Source organism: Pseudomonas sp. NC02, assembly GCF_002874965.1.
Taxonomy (GTDB): Bacteria; Pseudomonadota; Gammaproteobacteria; order Pseudomonadales; family Pseudomonadaceae; genus Aquipseudomonas.
This window is the reverse complement of sequence record NZ_CP025624.1, coordinates 6,005,399-6,023,629: the sequence shown is the minus strand read 5'-3', so window position 1 is coordinate 6,023,629 and position 18,231 is coordinate 6,005,399. Positions and strand designations below refer to the sequence as shown.

The 18,231-nt window shown below is 63.2% G+C and carries 13 protein-coding genes; 10 read left to right on the top strand and 3 right to left on the bottom strand.

Features of this window, described 5'->3' with window-relative positions; genetic code table 11:
* The first annotated feature begins 39 nt into the window (after positions 1-39).
* From C0058_RS28280 to C0058_RS28255, 6 genes are all read left to right on the top strand, one after another.
* The gene (locus C0058_RS28280) at positions 40-1,029 is read left to right on the top strand and encodes a FecR family protein (RefSeq protein WP_102369950.1); all 990 of its coding nucleotides are present in this window, start codon (positions 40-42) and stop codon (positions 1,027-1,029) included.
* 134 nt (positions 1,030-1,163) lie between these two features.
* Complete coding sequence (locus C0058_RS28275) at positions 1,164-3,914, top strand: TonB-dependent receptor (protein ID WP_102369949.1); 2,751 nt, start codon at positions 1,164-1,166, stop codon at positions 3,912-3,914.
* A gap of 108 nt (positions 3,915-4,022) precedes the next feature.
* On the top strand, positions 4,023-4,643 hold the full coding sequence (locus C0058_RS28270) for a heme acquisition protein HasA (RefSeq protein ID WP_102369948.1): 621 nt from the start codon (positions 4,023-4,025) through the stop codon (positions 4,641-4,643).
* Positions 4,644-4,819: 176 nt separating this feature from the next.
* Positions 4,820-6,562, top strand: a complete 1,743-nt coding sequence (locus C0058_RS28265) for a type I secretion system permease/ATPase (protein ID WP_102369947.1) — start codon at positions 4,820-4,822, stop codon at positions 6,560-6,562.
* Positions 6,559-7,890 carry an HlyD family type I secretion periplasmic adaptor subunit gene (locus tag C0058_RS28260; RefSeq protein ID WP_102369946.1) on the top strand — a complete coding sequence of 444 codons (1,332 nt, stop codon included), beginning with the start codon at positions 6,559-6,561 and terminating at the stop codon, positions 7,888-7,890. The genes C0058_RS28265 and C0058_RS28260 overlap by 4 nt, the downstream gene beginning before the upstream one ends.
* Positions 7,887-9,215, top strand: a complete 1,329-nt coding sequence (locus C0058_RS28255; protein ID WP_102369945.1) for a TolC family outer membrane protein — start codon at positions 7,887-7,889, stop codon at positions 9,213-9,215. Before C0058_RS28260 ends, C0058_RS28255 begins: the two co-directional genes overlap by 4 nt.
* A 163-nt stretch (positions 9,216-9,378) precedes the next feature.
* On the opposite strand, the gene trmA is transcribed toward C0058_RS28255, so the two are convergent.
* Together trmA and C0058_RS28245 are read right to left on the bottom strand one after the other, a co-directional pair.
* Entirely contained in the window at positions 9,379-10,458 is a 1,080-nt protein-coding gene (gene trmA, locus C0058_RS28250) for a tRNA (uridine(54)-C5)-methyltransferase TrmA (RefSeq protein ID WP_102369944.1), read from the bottom strand.
* Positions 10,455-11,750, bottom strand: a complete 1,296-nt coding sequence (locus C0058_RS28245) for an NCS2 family permease (RefSeq protein WP_102369943.1) — start codon at positions 11,748-11,750, stop codon at positions 10,455-10,457. Before C0058_RS28245 ends, trmA begins: the two co-directional genes overlap by 4 nt.
* A gap of 200 nt (positions 11,751-11,950) precedes the next feature.
* Here C0058_RS28245 and C0058_RS28240 point away from each other — a divergent pair, with 200 nt between their 5' ends.
* From C0058_RS28240 to C0058_RS28225, 4 genes are all read left to right on the top strand, one after another.
* Positions 11,951-12,403: a DUF4879 domain-containing protein gene (locus C0058_RS28240; protein ID WP_008436632.1), complete on the top strand. Its 453-nt coding sequence runs from the start codon at positions 11,951-11,953 to the stop codon at positions 12,401-12,403.
* A gap of 106 nt (positions 12,404-12,509) precedes the next feature.
* Positions 12,510-13,034 carry a (2Fe-2S)-binding protein gene (locus tag C0058_RS28235; RefSeq protein ID WP_003215562.1) on the top strand — a complete coding sequence of 175 codons (525 nt, stop codon included), beginning with the start codon at positions 12,510-12,512 and terminating at the stop codon, positions 13,032-13,034.
* On the top strand, positions 13,031-14,020 hold the full coding sequence (locus C0058_RS28230) for a xanthine dehydrogenase family protein subunit M (protein WP_087693545.1): 990 nt from the start codon (positions 13,031-13,033) through the stop codon (positions 14,018-14,020). The genes C0058_RS28235 and C0058_RS28230 overlap by 4 nt, the downstream gene beginning before the upstream one ends.
* Positions 14,017-16,200, top strand: a complete 2,184-nt coding sequence (locus tag C0058_RS28225; RefSeq protein WP_102369942.1) for a xanthine dehydrogenase family protein molybdopterin-binding subunit — start codon at positions 14,017-14,019, stop codon at positions 16,198-16,200. The genes C0058_RS28230 and C0058_RS28225 overlap by 4 nt, the downstream gene beginning before the upstream one ends.
* Here the strand turns inward: C0058_RS28225 and C0058_RS28220 are convergent.
* A complete protein-coding gene (locus C0058_RS28220; protein ID WP_102369941.1) occupies positions 16,197-17,438 on the bottom strand; it encodes an MFS transporter in 1,242 nt (413 codons plus the stop codon). The two genes, C0058_RS28225 and C0058_RS28220, sit on opposite strands and share 4 nt — an antisense overlap.
* Between the last annotated feature and the right edge of the window lie 793 nt (positions 17,439-18,231).

The window sequence follows — 18,231 nt, the reverse complement described above, 5'->3', positions numbered from 1 at the left end:
CGTCACAGCGTTATATAACGAAAAATTCGAGATTCACACGTGAATAGCCCGGGTCCGCAACAGCACAGCATTACCGAGGCGGCTGCCGATTGGGCGGTGCGCCTGCACGCCGGCGCCCTGACCGATCAGGAGCAGGCCGAGCTGCGCCAATGGATCGCCAGAGACAGCCGCCATGAAGCGGCGCTGCGTTTTGCCGAGCAGACGTGGGCGGCGCTGGGCGAGGTGCATCGCGATGAGACGGTGCATCGCCAGCGGCCGCCCGCTACCGCTGCGCCGGTGCGCGGCCCTCGTCGGCGCAGGCCGTGGCGCATGGCGGCGAGTGTTGCGCTGTTGCTGGTGGTGGCGGGCGTCGGCTGGGTGCGCGGGCCTGAGGCGCTGCTGCAGGTGCAGGCCGATTACTTCACCCAAAAAGGCGAAGTGCGCACCGTGCACCTGGCGGACGGCAGCAGCGTGCAACTGGATTCTGCGAGTGCGATCAAGCTGGAGTTTGACGGTGTGCAGCGGCGCATCAGCCTGATCAAAGGCTCGGCCATCTTTGATGTGGCGCCCATGGCCGGTGAGGAAAAAAGGCCGTTCGTGGTGCACAGCGCCAGCGGGCAAACCCGTGCCCTGGGCACGCGGTTTGTGGTCGAGCGTGAGGACGACCGGCAGGCCTGGGTCGGAGTGTTGCAGCACAGTGTGGCCGTCACGCTGCAGGCGCTGCCGCAGAAAGAAACGGTGCTCAAGGAAGGCCAGGCTGCGCGCTACAGCCCGGAGAACGGCGTGGTCGCCCTCGACGACTTCGACCTGGAGCGCGCCACCAGTTGGCGTCGCGGTGTGCTGATCTTCGACCGCTTGCCGCTGGCCAAGGTCATCGAACAGCTCAACCGCTACCGGCCGGGCAAGGTGGTGCTGACCAATGCCGACCTCGGCACCCGTGAAGTCAGCGGCGTGTTCCGCCTCGATATGCTCGACACGGCCCTCGGCACCCTGACCGAAGAATTACAGGTGCAGCGCTTTGATCTGGCGGGGCTGAGCCTGATCTATTGATGGGGTCGCCGGGCCCCGTTTACGCCCTTTGAAAAAACTTTCAAAAAAACCTTACTGAGTTCCGACGCCTGACACGTCCTGTTAAGTGAGAAGTATTCGCATAAACAAGAATGGTCAGCGAAGGGATAACGTCGATGTCTGCAATCACCAAGGGGCGCAACACCGGTAGCCGGTTGGCCCTTGCCATCCACCTGGGGCTGTTAGCCTCCGCCTGCCAGGTGCAGGCCGCCGAGGCGCCAGTCGGTGAATCACAGCCTGTCACGTTGACGTTTGATATTGCGGCGCAACCCTTGGGCCTTGCCGTACTGACGTTCGCCGACCAGGCCGGGTTGCAAGTGTTGTTCGACAGCGCGCGCCTGCAAGGCCTCACCAGCACCGCGCTCAAGGGCCGTTACAGCGCCCAGGAAGGCCTCGGCCGATTGGTGGGCAGTGCACCGGTGGAATACCGCTTTACCGGGGACCGGCAGGTGACGCTGACTCGCGTCGGCGCCGACCATGACGGTGCGCTGACCGTGGGCACCACCACCATCACCGGCAACACCAACGGCAAGCCAAGCGACTGGGTGTACGACACACCGCGCTCGGTGGCCGTGATCAGTCGCGAGCAGATCGACAAACGCCCACCACGCCACGCCGCCGACATGCTCGAAGAAACCGCCGGCGTGTACACCGCCGTCAACCAGCGTGACCCGGGCCTGTCGGTGAACATCCGCGGCGTGCAGGACTACGGCCGGGTCAACATGAACATCGACGGCATGCGCCAGAACTTCAACGTCAACGGCCACCAGCAGCGCAACGGCACGATGTTGATCGACCCGGAATTCATCTCCAGCATCGAAATCGACAAGGGCAGCCAGTCCGGGCAGGGCGGTGCTGCCGTGTTGGGCGGGATTGCATCCTTCAAGACCCTGGAGGCCAGTGAGTTCCTGGCCGATGGCAAGGACTATGGCGGGCGTCTGCGTGCCGGTAGCGGGATTGGTGAACTGGGTAACGGCACCTATTTCAACGGCAGCGGTGTGTTTGCCTTTGGCGACGAGCGCGGCGACGTGCTGCTGGGGTACAGCGAACGGCATTTTGGCGACTACCGCGCCGGTACCCACAACGACCAGAAACTGGGCACTCATTTGCGCGCTCGTGACTCCCAGCCTGCGGCCTTCGACGATTGGCTGAACAGTGAGGTCGGTGACACCGGCAGCGTGACCCGCTCGCAAATCGTCAAGTTCGGCCTGAACCTGCCCAATGACCAACGGGTGCAACTGAGCTACCTGGAAAGTGACAGCGACAGCAATGACGCGTGGGCCTACACCGCCCCGGATAACCAGAGCGTGTACTACCAGCGCGTCAGCAAGAACAACCTCAATGCCAGGAACGTCGGACTGGATTATCGCTACACGCCGGATAACCCGCTGATCGATTTCAAGGCCAAGGTCTACTACGTCACCACACAGATGGACCGGGACAATGCGCCCAACACCGCGTCGCTGACCTCCGGCAACTATGTGGCGGGCTACACGGATCATTTTCAGACCGATACCTGGGGTGTACAGGGCGACAACACATCGCGGTTCGACTTCGATGCGTTGGGGCATGTGAGTTGGAACTACGGCGTGGAGGTGTATCAAGACAAGTTCAAGCCCAGTACCAACAAGGTCGAGGCCACCAACCTTTCCGGCCTGTTGCCTTACGTTGAAGGCGGGACGCCCGGTGGCAAACGCACCATCGCCAGCCTGTTCAACAACCTGCAGTACGAATATGGCGACTGGCTGACGCTGGATGCGGGCTTGCGGTACGACCGCTATCGGCTGGAAGGGGTCACCGGGATGACGCTGTACCGGCGCGATCGGTTCTACAGCAGCACGGTAGGTGCCAAGCGTGTCGAGGAGGTTTTCGACATTGATAGAGAAGAGGGCCAGTTCTCTCCCACGTTCGGTATCGGCATAAAGCCGGGGCTGGACTGGATGCAACTCTACGCCCGCTGGGGCAAGGGCTGGCGCCCGCCGGCGGTAACGGAAACCTTCATGACCGGGCGTCCTCACGGTGGCAGCTCATCAGAGCGGGTGTTTCCCAACCCGTTCCTGAAACCCGAAGAGTCGCGGGACTGGGAAATGGGCGTGAACGTATTCAAAGAGGGACTGCTGTTCGGTGACGACCGCCTGGGCATGAAGGTGGCTTACTTCGATACCCGGATCGAGAACTTCTCTTTCCTCAATCACAGCGTCAGTTTGCCGGAGACCTCCGTCGGCGGTTTTCTCGGCACGATGGCGTACGTCAATAACACCAACCCCACGCGCTTTCGGGGGGTGGAGTACCAGCTCAACTACGACATGGGGCGGGCGTACGCCAACCTTAGTTACACCCACATGATCGGCAGTAATGAGTTCTGCTCGAAGAACTATTACATGGGCGGGGCGAAGAAGAACGGGCCGTCCACCACACGCTATGAACGCTACACCCGGCCAAACGGCACGACCGGCCTGCGCCCGGTGACCACGTATGAGGTGCTGGACGACGATGTCGCCAACAACAAGGAAAGCTGTGGCCGGATCATGGGCAACGCCACCTATATGCCGGCTGATCGCGGCTCGCTGACCCTGGGCGCGCGCTTCCTGGAAAAGCGACTCGATATGGGCGTCCGCGTGCGCTACAGCTCAGGCAATGGCGAGAACCTCGACTCACAAGGTTATGACTTCATCGACCAGGCGCTATGGCCCCAGTACACCCTCTATGACCTGTACGCCAGCTACTGGATGACCGACCAATTGAACATCGCCCTGGCGCTGGAAAACGCCACCGATGAGGCCTACTTCGTTGCGATGGGGGACGCCAATAACCTGAGCCTGGCGCGCGGGCGAACGTTGAGCGGGATGCTCGAATACAAGTTCTGATCAAGGTGCCACGGCACTTTATCAACCAACGGTTTTGCCCAAGGGTGGGCAAAAAGTGCGCTGTATGAGCGTGCTGATCAATCGTGTTGTTTATAACGAGGTTAAGTGATGACTATTTCTGTTAGTTACGAAGCTGCGCTCGGTGCTTACTCCGTCTCGGACTACCTGACCGACTGGGCACTGGGGTTCAACACTGCGGGTCACGGCAGCAGCAACACCGGCGGCTTCAGCAACGGCTCCCTGAGCGGCGACCAGTATTCGACCCACGGCGCCAACAATTCCGACTACGCGTTCATTGCCGACAGCAACACCAGCAACGGCCTGCACTACGTATTCAACCCGGCGCTGCCAGCCAGCCACAACGAAAACCACTACCTGTGGGGCAACCTGGATAACGTTCAACTGGGCACCGGCCTGGGCGGCGGCAATGGCAGCGACTTCACCCTCGATGCGTTCAAAGTGGCTTTCAACGGCCTTGACGTGAGCGCGGCACAAGGTGCAGGCCGCGTCGGCAACGACGTTCAGAACGTGATCTACAGCCTGATGCAAGGCAACACCTCGGCACTGGAAACCGTGCTCAACAACCTGCTGGACGACTTCGGCCTGTCCACCGCCAACACCTTCGACGAGATCTCGGCCGGCCTGGCAGCACACGCTACGGCAACCACCACCGACGTCGCCCTGGTAGGCGTGCAGGACGTTGCACAGGACTGGGCACTCGCTGCCTGATGTGGCTGTGCAATGAAAAAAGCGAATGGAAGATCGCTCTCCCATTCGCTGCGTAAACCCCGTCGTCGCCGTGAGTTTCGAAGGCCAGGGCGACGGCGGTGACAAATTCTGCGCAGCGGCGCGCGGCGTGTCAAACGCGGGCGGCGCTTCCCGATTTCCCCCATGAGACTCCCTCGATGCGCCATGCCGGCAACGAAACCCTGGCCGCTCTCACGGCCTATAAAAGTGGCTTCCTCAACATTGGCTTGTTTTCGGCAGTGATCAACCTGTTGATGCTGGCCCCGGCGCTGTACATGTTGCAGGTCTACGACCGGGTGCTGGCCTCCGGCAACTCGATGACCCTGTTGATGCTGACGCTGATGATCCTTGGCTTGTTCGGCTTGATGGGCGCGCTGGAGTGGGTGCGCAGCCAGGTGGTGATCCGTCTTGGCACACAGATGGACATGCGCCTGAACCAGCGGGTGTACGACGCCGCGTTCGAGGCGCAACTCAAGGGCGGTACCCAGGCGGCTGGGCAGGCGTTGAGCGACCTGACGACCTTGCGCCAGTTCGCCACCGGCCAGGCGCTGTTCGCATTTTTTGATGCGCCGTGGTTTCCGGTGTACTTGCTGGTGATCTTCCTGTTCCACCCCTGGCTCGGCGTCCTGGCGCTGGCCGGTGCGCTGATGCTGATGGCGCTGGCGTGGGCCAACCAGCACATCTGCCAGGCACCGTTGACTCAGGCCAATCAGCTGTCGATCAGCGCCAGCCAGCAGGCCACGGCCAACCTGCGCAATGCCGAAGCCATCGAAGCCATGGGCATGCTGGCAACCCTGCGTGCGCGCTGGTTTGCCCAGCACCAGGCGTTTCTGGCGGCGCAGAACCTGGCCAGTGAAAAGACCGCTGCCATCAGTGCCTGGTCCAAGGGCGTACGCCTGGCGTTGCAGTCATTGGTCCTCGGTCTGGGTGCATTGCTGGCGGTGCAGGGGGCGATTACGCCGGGCATGATGATCGCCGGCTCGATCCTGATGGGGCGGGTACTGAGCCCTATCGACCAACTGATCGGCGTGTGGAAACAGTGGAGTTCGGCGCGCCTGGCCTATGACCGTTTGACCCTGATGCTGGCGGCCAACCCGGCGCGCACCGAGCGCATGAGCTTGCCGGCGCCCAGCGGCCAGTTGACGGTCGAACAGGTAAGCGCGTGTGCGCCCGGCAGTCGTCGGCCCGCGTTGGCCAACCTCGGGTTCAGCCTGCCTGCCGGTGACGTGCTGGGCGTGATCGGGCCTTCCGGTTGCGGCAAGTCGACCCTGGCGCGGTTGCTGGTGGGGGCCTGGGCGCCCTTGGCCGGCAAGGTGCGGCTGGACGGCGCGGACCTGGCGCAATGGGACAAGCAGCAACTCGGCCCGCACATTGGGTATCTGCCCCAGGACATCCAGCTGTTCGCCGGCAGCATTGCCGACAACATCGCGCGTTTCGACACCGTGGATTCGGACAAGGTGCTCGCTGCCGCGCAAATGGCCGGCGTGCATCAACTGATCCTGCAGTTGCCCCAAGGCTACGACACCCAACTGGGGGAGGGCGGTGCCGGGTTGTCCGGCGGGCAGAAGCAACGTGTCGCGCTGGCGCGAGCGCTGTACGGCGTGCCTGCGCTGATCGTACTGGATGAGCCCAATTCCAATCTCGATGAGGCCGGCGAGCAGGCCTTGCTCCATGCCATCACCTTGCTCAAGGCGCAGCGTCGCACGCTGGTGCTGATCACCCACAAGACCCCTGTGCTGGCGTTGACGGACCAATTACTGATTCTGCGGGACGGCCAGTTGCAGGCGTTCGGGCCCACGGCGCGGGTGCTGGAGGCCACGCAGAAACCGGCGGCCGCGCCGCCCAAACCGGTGTCGGCGATGAGCATGAGCTACCGCCTCGGTGAAGGAAAAAAAGCATGAGCCGACCTGTGCTTGTGACGGACAACAGCGTGCCGCCGGTGAACAACGTGCTGGCGCTGGACGATAAAAAATACGCGCGCCTGGGCTGGTTGCTGGTGCTCGGCGGGTTTGCCGGGTTCCTGGGCTGGGCCACGCTGGCACCGTTGGACAAGGGCGTGGCGGTGTCCGGCAAGGTCATGGTGTCGGGGCACCGCAAGACGGTGCAGCACCCCGCGGGCGGGATCGTCGAGCGGATCGAGGTGCGCGATGGCGAGGTGGTAAGCGCCGGCCAGGTATTGGTCCGCCTGAAGGAAACCCCGTTGCGCGGGCAGATGCAGTCTTTGCGCAGCCAGTTCATTGCGTCCCGGGCCAGCGAAGCGCGCTTGAGTGCCGAGAGCGAAGGCTTGTCGGCCATCGTCTTCGGCCCCGAACTGCTGAACGAGCCTGAGGCCGCCGCCACCTTGAGCCTGCAACGGCAACTGTTCAGCAGTCGCGTCCAGGCCCTGGCCACGGAGCAGCAAGGCCTGCGGGAAACCATCGCCGGTGCCGAGGCACAATTGCGCGGCACCCGGGAATCCCAGGCCAGCAAAGTGCTGCAACGCACCGCGATGAATGAACAACTGCAAGGCCTGCGCGAGCTGGCGCGGGACGGCTACATTCCGCGCAATCGGCTGCTGGAAAATGAACGGCTGTATGCCCAGCTCGACGGTGCGATTGCCGAGGATTTCGGCCGCATCGGCCAGTTGCAACGGCAAGTCCTTGAACTGCGCCTGCGCATCCGCCAGCTCGGCGAAGACTTCCAGAAAGACCTGCGCGGCCAACTGGCCGAAACCCGCACCCGCAGCGACGACTTGCGCAACCGGTTGGCCTCGGCCGAATTCGAACTGGCCAACAGCCTGGTGCGCGCGCCGGCGGCTGGCGTGGTGGTGGGGCTGGAGGTGTACACCGAAGGCGGCGTGGTCAAGCCCGGCCAGGCGCTGATGGACATCGTGCCCCAGGGCGAACCGCTGCTGGTGGAAGCGCGGGTGCCGGTGCAGATGGTCGACAAGGTGCACCCGGGCTTGCCGGTGGAGTTGCTGTTCTCGGCGTTCAACCAGAGCACCACCCCACGCATTGCCGGTGAAGTGACGCTGGTGTCGGCCGACCGCCAGGTCGACGAGCGCACCGATGAGCCGTATTACACCTTGCGCGCCCAGGTCAGTGCAGCTGGCATGCGCCAGCTCGACGGCTTGCAGATTCGCCCGGGCATGCCGGTGGAAGCGTTCGTCAAAACCGGTGAGCGCTCGATGCTCAACTACCTGTTCAAACCCTTGCTGGATCGGACTCACATGGCGTTGGTGGAAGAATGAAGGCGCTGTTATTCGGTCTGTGTTGTGCCTGCAGTGGATCGGTTCAGGCGCTGGGATTGCTCGACGCCTATGACTTGGCCCTGCGCAACGACCCGACGTTTCAGGCGGCAATCCAGGAGCGCGAGGCCGGCGAGGAAAACCGCATCATCGGCCGCGCCGGGCTGTTGCCGAACCTGTCCTGGAGCTACAACAACTCGCGCAATGAGTCCGAAGTCACCCAGTCGACGGCGGTGGGCAACGTCACCAGCGACCGCGATTACCGCAGCTATGCCTCGACCCTGACCCTGCAACAACCGCTGCTCGATTACGAAGCCTATGCGCGCTATCGCCAGGGTGCAGCGCAGGCGCTGTTTGCCGATGAACGCTTTCGCAGCAAGAGCCAGGAACTGGCCGTGCGGGTGTTGAGCGCCTACAGCCAGGCGTTGCTGGCCCAGGAGCGGATCGAGCTGAGCCGCGCCCAGAAACGCGCGTATGCCGAGCGCCTGCAACTCAATGAACGGCTGCTCAAGGGCGGCGAGGGCACCCGCACCGATGTGCTGGAAACCCAGGCACGCCTGAGCCTGGCCCAGGCCGAAGAGATCGAATCCCTGGACACCCAGGACGCAGCCTTGCGCGAGCTGGAAGCGATTGTGGGCCAGCCGTTGCAGGTAGACGAGTTGGCGCCGCTGACTCGCCAGTTCGAGATCCCGCCGCTGGAGCCCAACCGTTTCGAGACCTGGCGGGAAATGGCGATGGCCAACAACCCGGAGCTCAAATCCCAGCACCACGCGCTGGACGTCGCCGAATACGAAGTGGAGCGCAAGCGCGCTGGGCACATGCCCAAGGTCAGCCTGTATGCGAGCAGCCGCCAGACCAGCTCGGATTCGGAAAGCAGCTACAACCAGAAGTACGACACCAACAGCGTCGGCATCCAGGTCAGCCTGCCGCTGTTCGCCGGTGGCTCGGTGTCGGCGTCGACGCGCCAGGCCGCCAATCAACTGTCCCAGGCCCAATATGAACTGGACGCGCAGACCGCCAGGACGCTGATCGAACTGCGCAAGCAATTCAACCTCAACACCAGCGGCGCGGCCAAAGTGCGGGCGTATGAAATGGCGGTCAGCTCGGCCACCGCCCTGGTGACGGCGACGAAGAAAAGCGTGACCGGTGGCGAGCGCGTCAACCTCGATGTGCTGGATGCCGAGCAGCAACTGTTCACGGCACGCCGCGACCTGGCGGATGCGCGGCATGCGTATCTGCTGGCGCGGATACAACTGAAGTATTTTGCAGGGTTGCTGAACGAGCAGGACCTGCGGGCGTTGGCGGGGTATTTCCAGCCATCGGCATGATGGCTATATCGGCTAACACACCGATCCACTGTGGGAGCTGTCGAGCCTTGGCGAGGCTGCGATGGCGGCGGGGCTGATGACATTTTCCTGTCTGACCCACCGCCATCGCGGCCTCGCTAAAGCTCGACGGCTCCCACATTTTGATCTTTGCAGTGCTGGGGATTTAACGCCGGGTCAGTAACACACCCGATTCCATGTGGTGCGTCCACGGGAACTGGTCAAACATCGCGCACTGGGTAATCCGGTGCGTGTCATGCAGTTGCGCAATGTTCGCCGCCAACGTCTCCGGGTTGCAGGAGATGTACAGGATGTTCTCGAAGCGCCGGGTCAGCTCGCAGGTGTCCGGGTCCATGCCGGCACGCGGCGGGTCGACGAACACGCTGCCAAACTCGTAGCTCTTGAGGTCGATGCCGTGCAGGCGGCGGAACGGCCGCACTTCATTCAAGGCCTCGGTCAGCTCTTCGGCAGACAAACGCACCAGGGTGACGTTATCCACCGCGTTCTCATCGAGGTTGCTCAGCGCCGCGTTCACCGAAGTCTTGCTGATCTCGGTGGCCAGCACTTTGCGCACGCGAGTGGCCAGGGGCAGGGTGAAGTTGCCGTTGCCGCAGTACAGCTCCAGCAGGTCATCACTGCGATCGCCCAGGGCTTCGAATGCCCAGTTGAGCATCTTTTGGTTCACCGTGCCGTTGGGCTGGGTGAACGCGCCTTCAGGCTGGCGATAGCTGAAGGTGCGACCGCCGACGTCGAGTTTCTCGACCACGTAATCGCGGCCGATCACATCGCGCTTGCCCTTGGAGCGGCCGATGATGCTGACGTTCAGGTCCGCCGCCAGCGTGTTCGCCGCCGTATGCCAATGCTCGTCCAGCGGGCGGTGATAGCACAGGGTAATCATCGCGTCGCCGGCCAAAGTGGTGAGGAACTCCACCTGGAACAGCTTGTGGCTCAGGGCGGCGCTGGCTTGCCAGGCGGCCTTGAGTTGCGGCATCAATTGGTTGATGCGCAGGCTGGCAATCGGAAACTCTTCAATGAGGATCGGTGTGCGCTTGTCCTCCTGGGAGAACATTGCGTAGTGGCGCTGACCCTCTTCGCGCCACAGGCGGAACTCCGCCCGCAGGCGGAAGTTCTGCAACGGCGAGTCGAAAACCTGAGGCTCTGGCGCGTCGAACGGCGCCAGCAGGTCACGCAGGCGCGTGACCTTTTCTTCCAGTTGAACGGTGTAGCTTGCGGCGTCAAAAGTCATGCGTTGAACCAGCCCAGCTTGATCACAAACAGAATCGACAGGATCACCAGCGCCGGGTTCAGCTCACGGTAGCGGCCCGAAAGCAGCTTGATGGCGGTCCAGGCGATGAAACCGAAGGCAATGCCGTTGGCGATGGAATAAGTGAATGGCATCGCCAGGGCGGTGATCACCACCGGTGCGGCGACGGTGATGTCGTCCCAGTCGATTTCGGCCAGGCCCGAGGTCATCAGTACGGCGACGAACAGCAGCGCCGGTGCGGTGGCGAAGGCCGGGACGCTGGCCGCCAGTGGCGAAAAGAACAGCGCCAGCAGGAACAGGATCGCGACCACGACGGCGGTCAAACCGGTACGGCCACCGGCGCTCACGCCCGCCGCCGATTCGATGTAGCTGGTGGTGGTCGAGGTGCCCAGCAGCGAGCCGGCCATGGCCGCCGTACTGTCAGCGATCAGCGCACGGCCCATTTTCGGCATGTGGCCGTCCTTGCCCATGAGACCCGCGCGCTTGGCCACGCCGATCAGGGTGCCGGAGTTGTCGAAGAGGTCGACGAACAGGAAGGCGAAAATCACGCTCACCAGGCCGATGTCCAGGGCGCCCTTGATGTCCAGTTGCAGGAAGGTCGGGGCCAGCGAAGGTGGCATCGACATCACGCCGCCGAACGGGGTGAAGCCCAGCACGATGGAGGCGATGGTCACCACCAGGATGCCGATCAATACCGCGCCGCGCACTTTCAGGGCTTCCAGCGCAACGATCAGCGCGAAGCCGAGGGTGGCGAGGATCGGCGCGGGTTGTTTCAGGTCGCCCAGGCCCACCATGGTGGCCGGGTTGCTGACCACGATGCCGGCGTTGTGCAGGGCGATCAGCGCCAGGAACAGGCCGATACCCGCCGCAATCGCCGAGCGCAGGGGCAGCGGGATGCTGTTGATGATCCATTCGCGGATGCGGAAGATCGACAGCAGGAAGAACAGCACTGCCGAGATGAACACCGCGCCCAGCGCCACTTGCCAGGTGTGGCCCATGTGCAGGACCACGGTGTAGGTGAAGAATGCGTTGAGGCCCATGCCCGGTGCCAGGGCAATCGGGTAGTTGGCGATCAGGCCCATCACGGTGGAACCGATGGCCGCCGCGAGGCAGGTCGCGACAAAGACCGCGCCCTTGTCCATGCCGGTCTCACCGAGGATGCTCGGGTTGACGAACAGGATGTAGGCCATGGCCAGGAAGGTGGTGACGCCCGCGAGAATCTCGGTGCGCACATTCGTGTCGTGTGCCTTGAGTTGAAACAGCTTTTCCAGCATGCCTGCTCCCTGTGACGCTATCTTGCGTCGTTATTTGTTGACCTCTAAGTCAAAGCACAAACTGCGCCAAGCGCCTGTGGTTCCAGAGAGGATCGGAAAAAGCGGCGCATCATACCAGCAGCCGAGGGCCAGTGGCGCATAGGCTTGATCATGGCCTTGAGGCATACTGCGCCGACGTTTATTACAGGGTCATCGACAGCATGAAAAAAGCCAGCGCCTGGAGTCTAGCTCTGTTCGGTTGCATCGGCCTGTGGCTCGGTGCGGCACCGGCGTGGGGCGCGCCTGCACCGGCGTTGAGCGAGGTGCGGGTATTCAAGGTTCAGTCGGCCAAGTGCACTGAAACCATTCCCGAGCGGGCCGACAGCACCCAGATGTGCACGCACCGCGGGCAGACACTGGTGTACGTGATGGAAGTCGGCCTGGGCAACAGCCCACAGGCATTTTTCGACGGCGCGTCGGTGCCCCGTATCAGCACCACCGCCATCTGTCAGGTGGGTTCCATCAGCCAGCCATGCAGCGGCGCGGGAACGTTGATGGGCTACATCTATACGTTCCAGCTGGATAATGTCGAAGCCGGCGGCACGTTCCAGTACAGCAACACCTCGATCAACCCACCGCGCAACCAGTTGGTCACCACCCTCGGCATTCGCTGATCGCCACCCATCAATTGCCTTGAACGCTCATAAACTCCGGAAGTCGGACCGCTAAGACGGCGACTTTTCTGAACGCCGCGATTGCACACCAATCCGTGAGGTGTTTATGAGCGCAACCCCCAATGGCGCGGCGGCCAAGCCGTTCGTCAGTCATCCGATACGCCTGACCCTCAATCGGGACCCCATCCAACTGGATGTATTGCCCTGGACCACCCTGCTGGACCTGCTGCGCGAGCAACTGGACCTGACGGGCACCAAGAAGGGCTGCGACCACGGCCAGTGCGGCGCCTGCACCGTGTTGCTCAACGGTAAGCGGGTGAACGCCTGCCTGACCCTGGCGGTGATGTGCGACGGTGCCGAATTGACCACCATCGAAGGCCTGGCCTCGGGCGACGACCTGCACCCGATGCAACAGGCCTTTATCAAGCACGATGCCTTCCAGTGTGGCTACTGCACGCCGGGGCAAATCTGCTCGGCGGTGGGCCTGGCCCGTGAAGGCCGTGCCCACGACACCGCGCAGATCCAGGAACTGATGAGCGGCAACCTTTGCCGCTGCGGCGCCTACAACAACATCCGCGATGCCATCGAAGAAGCCTTGCCGGCGTGCCGCGTGCAGGGAGGTGAGCAATGAATCCCTTCCATTACAGCAAGCCGGCCGACGTGCAGGAGGCGGTGCACCTGGTCAGCCCGGCGTCGCGGTTTATCGCCGGTGGCACCAACCTGCTGGACCTGATGAAAGAGAACATCAGCCGCCCGGAGCACCTGATTGATATCACCGGGCTGCCACTTCGCGACGTGAAAGAAACTCCAGAGGGCGGCTTGATGATCGGTGCCCTGGTGAGCAACGCCGACCTGGCCTGGCACCCGCTGATCGAGGAACGCTACCCGCTGCTGTCCCAGGCCATCCTCGCCGGCGCCTCGCCGCAATTGCGCAATATGGCCAGTACCGGCGGCAACCTGCTGCAACGCACCCGTTGCTACTACTTCTATGACGCTGCCGTGCCCTGCAACAAACGCGAGCCCGGCAGCGGCTGCCCGGCGCGGGTCGGTTTGAACCGCATCCACGCGATCCTCGGCGCCAGCGACCAGTGCGTCGCCACCCATCCTTCGGACATGTGCGTGGCCCTGGCCGCCCTGGATGCGCGGGTGCATGTGCAGGGCCGGGGTGGTGCGCGGGTCATCGAGTTCGCCGACTTTCACCGGCTGCCGGGCGATGCACCCCAGCGGGATAACCAGTTGGCCGACGACGAACTGATCACCGCCATCGAGTTGCCTGCCGATCACCTGGCTGCCCACAGTCACTATCTGAAAATCCGTGACCGGGCTTCCTACGCCTTCGCCCTGGTATCTGTCGCGGCGGCGCTTGAGCTGGATGGCGATGTGATCGTCGACGCCCGCCTGGCCCTGGGCGGCGTCGCCCACAAGCCATGGCGTGATCGCGCGGTGGAAGCCGCGCTGATCGGCCAGTCCGTCAGCCGCGAAACCTTCAGCACTGCCGCTGAAACCCTGCTGCTGGACGCCGAGCCGTTGGAGCACAACGGTTTCAAGATCAAACTGGCACGCCGCGCGATCATTCGCGCCCTGAGCGATGCCGCTGTTGCAGGAGCCACGTCATGAGCGCAATCGGCAAACCGTTGGACCGGGTCGACGGTCTGCTCAAGGTCACCGGGCAAGCGCGCTATGCCGGTGAGTTTCCCGAGGATGGCTTGCTGCACGGCAGCGTGGTGTCGAGCAACATCGCCAAGGGCCGGGTCATCCGCATTGATGCGTCCCAAGCCCTGGCGCTGCCCGGTGTGGTGATGGTGCTTGATCACCTCAACCGCCCGAAACTGGCCAGCTACGACGACAGCTACGCCGATGCCGATGCTGCCGACGGCTCGCCGTTTCGCCCGCTGTACAACGACCGCGTGCTCTACAGCGGCCAGCCGTTGGCATTGGTGATTGCCGACAACCTGGAGCTGGCGCGCCACGCCGGTTCCCTGGTGCAGATTGAATACGCCGCCGAGCCTGCCGAGACCGATCTGCTGGCCTTGCAGGAGCAGGTGCACCCGTCGCCGCAAACACCGCCCAAGCCGCGCGGCAACTTCCAGGCCGAATGGACCGGCGCCGCCACGAGCCTGGACCTGCACTACAGCACGCCCATCGAACACCATAACCCCATGGAACCCCACGCCAGTACCGTGCTGTATCAGCCGGACGGCACCCTGCATATCCACGACAAGACCCAGGGGCCGCAGAACTGCCAGGCCTATGTGCAGAAAGTCTTCGGCCTGGATAAAAGCCAGGTGCGGATCTTCGCCGCGTTCGTCGGCGGCGCCTTTGGTTCCGGTCTGCGCCCGCAGTACCAGTTGCCGCTGGCAGTGATGGCATCGCTGGTCCTGAAGCGTTCGGTGCGCGTCACCCTCACGCGCCAGCAGATGTTCACCTTCGGTTATCGCCCGCGCACCTTGCAGCGCCTGCAACTGGGTGCTGCCGCCAATGGCCGCTTGCTTGCCCTGGGCCACACCGCCATCGGCCAGACCTCGCGCTTCGAGGACTTCAGCGAGCACGTGGTGGAATGGAGCGGCATGCTCTATCACTGCGATAACGTGCTGCTGACCTACAAGCTGGTGCCGCTGGACGTGTTCACACCGCTGGACATGCGCGCCCCCGGCGCAGCGCTGGGGGTGATCGGCCTGGAATGCGCCATGGATGAACTGGCCTGCGCCCTGGGCATCGACCCGGTGCAATTGCGGCTGATCAACTATGCCGAGCGCAATCAGAATGAAGACAAGCCCTGGTCCAGCAAAGCGTTGCGCGAATGCTACAGCGAAGGTGCCGAGCGTTTTGGCTGGAGCCAGCGCAACCCGGAGCCGCGAAGCATGCGCGATGGTCGCCAACTGGTTGGTTGGGGCATGGCCGGTGGCGTGTGGGAGGCCCTGCAAATGAAAGCCAGCGCCAAGGCGCGGATCGACCACCTGGGCAAGCTCACGGTCAGCAGCGCCACCACCGATATCGGCACCGGCACTTACACGGTCATGGCGCAGATCGCCGCCCAGGCCAGCGGCGTGCCGGTAGGCGATGTGACGTTCCTGCTGGGGGATTCATCGCTGCCGACGGCGCCGTTGCAGGGCGGCTCGTTTACCGTGTCGTCGGTGGGCAGTGCGGTGCAACAGGCCTGTGAAGCGTTGAACGCCAAGCTGTTGGACATTGCTCGCAAGACTTACCCGGCGTTCAAAGACGCTGAGTCGGCGCGGTTTGAGAATGGCCAGCTGCACGCCGGTGACCAGCGCATCTCCCTGGCGCAATTGGTGCAAGACAGCGGCGAGCACGCGCTGGAAGTGCAGGTGGATTGCGAGCCGGGCAAACAGCGCGAAGGCTATGCCTCTGCCACGCATTCGGCGGTGTTTGTCGAAGTGCGGGTGGATGAGGACCTGGGCACCATCAAGGTCAGCCGGGTGGTCAGTGCGATTGCGGCCGGGCGGGTGGTCAATCCGAAGATGGCCCGTAGCCAGATTCTCGGCGGGGTGGTCTGGGGCATCGGCATGGCGTTGCATGAGGAGACCCAGGTCGATCACGTATTGGGTCGCTCCATGAACCACAGCCTGGCCGAATACCACATTCCGGTAAACGCGGATATCGGCGAGATTGATGTGCTGTTTGTCGAAGAACACGACGAGATCGTCAACGCCCTTGGGTCCAAGGGCGTCGGCGAGATCGGGATAGTCGGGGTGGCGGCGGCGGTGGCCAACGCGGTGTATCACGCCACCGGCAAGCGGGTGCGGGATTTTCCCGTCACCCTCGACAAGGTCTTCTAAACCTGGGCGGGTTCTTCCACCGGCACATGCATGCGGTCGCGGTTGGCCAGGGTCGGGAACAGTTTGATCCAGACCCCGGTCACCACCAGCGTGCCGATGCCGCCCATGACCACGGCGGGCACGGTGCCGAACCAGTGGGCGGTGATCCCGGACTCGAACTCGCCCAGCTGATTCGACGCGCCGATAAACAGCCCGTTGACCGCGCTGACCCGGCCGCGCATTTCGTCCGGGGTTTCCAGTTGCACGAACGAGGCGCGGATCACCATGCTGATCATGTCCGCTGCGCCCAATACCACCAGCACCGCCAGGGAGAACCAGAACGAGGTCGACAGGCCGAACGCGATGGTGGCTACGCCAAACACCCCGACCGCCGTAAACATGATCCGCCCCACATGCCGGTCGACGGCAAACCGCGCCAGCCACAACGACATCAACAACGCCCCGACCGCTGGCGCCGAGCGCAGCAGCCCAAGGCCCCACGGCCCGGTCAGCAAAATGTCCTTGGCAAACACCGGCAGCAAGGCCGTGGCGCCGCCCAGCAATACGGCGAACAGGTCCAGGGAAATCGCGCCGAGGATGTCCGGCCGACTGCGGATAAAACGAATCCCGGCCAGCAACGAATCCATGGTCGCCTTGGCCTTGTTCAGCGGCGTCTGGCGCGCGGGCAGGTTGAGGGTCAACACGCAGGCGATCAGGTACAGCACCACCGTGGGGCCGTACACCCAGACACTGCCAAAGGCGTACAGCAGACCGCCCAGCGCCGGCGCCACGATGGTGGCCAATTGCTGCGCCGACTGCGACGACGCCACGGCGCGGGGAAACAGTGCAGTGGGCACGATGCTCGGCAGCAGGGCCTGGGTGGTGGGCATTTCAAACGAGCGGGCTGCGCCCAGCAGGAATGCCAGGATAAAAATCATCTCGCGGGTGACATTGCCGGTCAGTCCGCCGATTGCCAGGGATAGCGCGATCAGCGCTTGAACGGTCTGGCAGATGGCTGCGACCTTGCGCCGTTCATAGCGATCGGCCACATGGCCGGTGTGCAGCATGAACAGTACTCGCGGTACGAACTCCACCAGGCCGACCAAACCCAGGTCCAGCACGTTGCCGGTCAGTTGGTAGAGGTTCCAGCCGATGGCCACGGTGAGCATCTGGAAACCGCTGGCGGTGAAGATCCGCGCCAGCCAGAACGCGATGAAAGGGCGGTGGTGACGTAACAGCAGCGCGGGTTCACTGGGCATCGGGGAGACGGGTCTGGGTGGGGGAACGGTGAGGTTATCACCAACTTGTAACCAATAGTTGCGTAGGAGGGTTGGGCGGGGGATATGGGCAGCTGATTGGGTACATATCCGTTGCTGCGGTAACGGCCGCTTATGGTTCCGCTCTTACAGCGGGTCACTTTTGGCAAACGCCCCAAAAGTAACCAAAAGGTCTTTGCCCCACCACTCGGTGCCTCGCTTAGGCTCGGCATGCCCGCACTCCGGCCCGATTCCGCGGGCCGCCGCGACGGGCCATCCATGGCCCGGCGCGGCTAAATCGGCATCCTTGCCGATTTACCCGCTCCACCGTGCCTACTTGCGGCCATCGTGGTTGACGGGGCCCGCAGATCAAAATCAAAAGCAAGAGCACAGCGGCCTCCCGGCCGGCTTGAGTGTTAAAAGCAGAGGCAAGATCCAGAGCGAAAACAGAGCTGCTTTTCTGTGGGAGCGGGCTTGCTCGCGAAAAGCCTGAGGGCGCCGCGTTCATCCAGAATGCCCACGTCATCGTTAACGACCTTCGCGAGCAAGCCCGCTCCCACATTTGGACCGTGCCCGCTTTAGCTTTTGATTTTGCTCTTCAACACTCAAGCCGGCCGGTAGGCCGCTGTGCTTTTGATCTGCTTTTGATCTTGATCTTGGGCGCCCCGTTAAACCACGCTGGCCGAACGCAGGCTTTGGAGCGTGGGTAACCCGGCAGGACGCCGGGTTAGCCGTCCTGGGCCAAGGATGGCCCATGACGGCGGCCCACGGTCCAAAGCCGGAGTGAGGGCACACC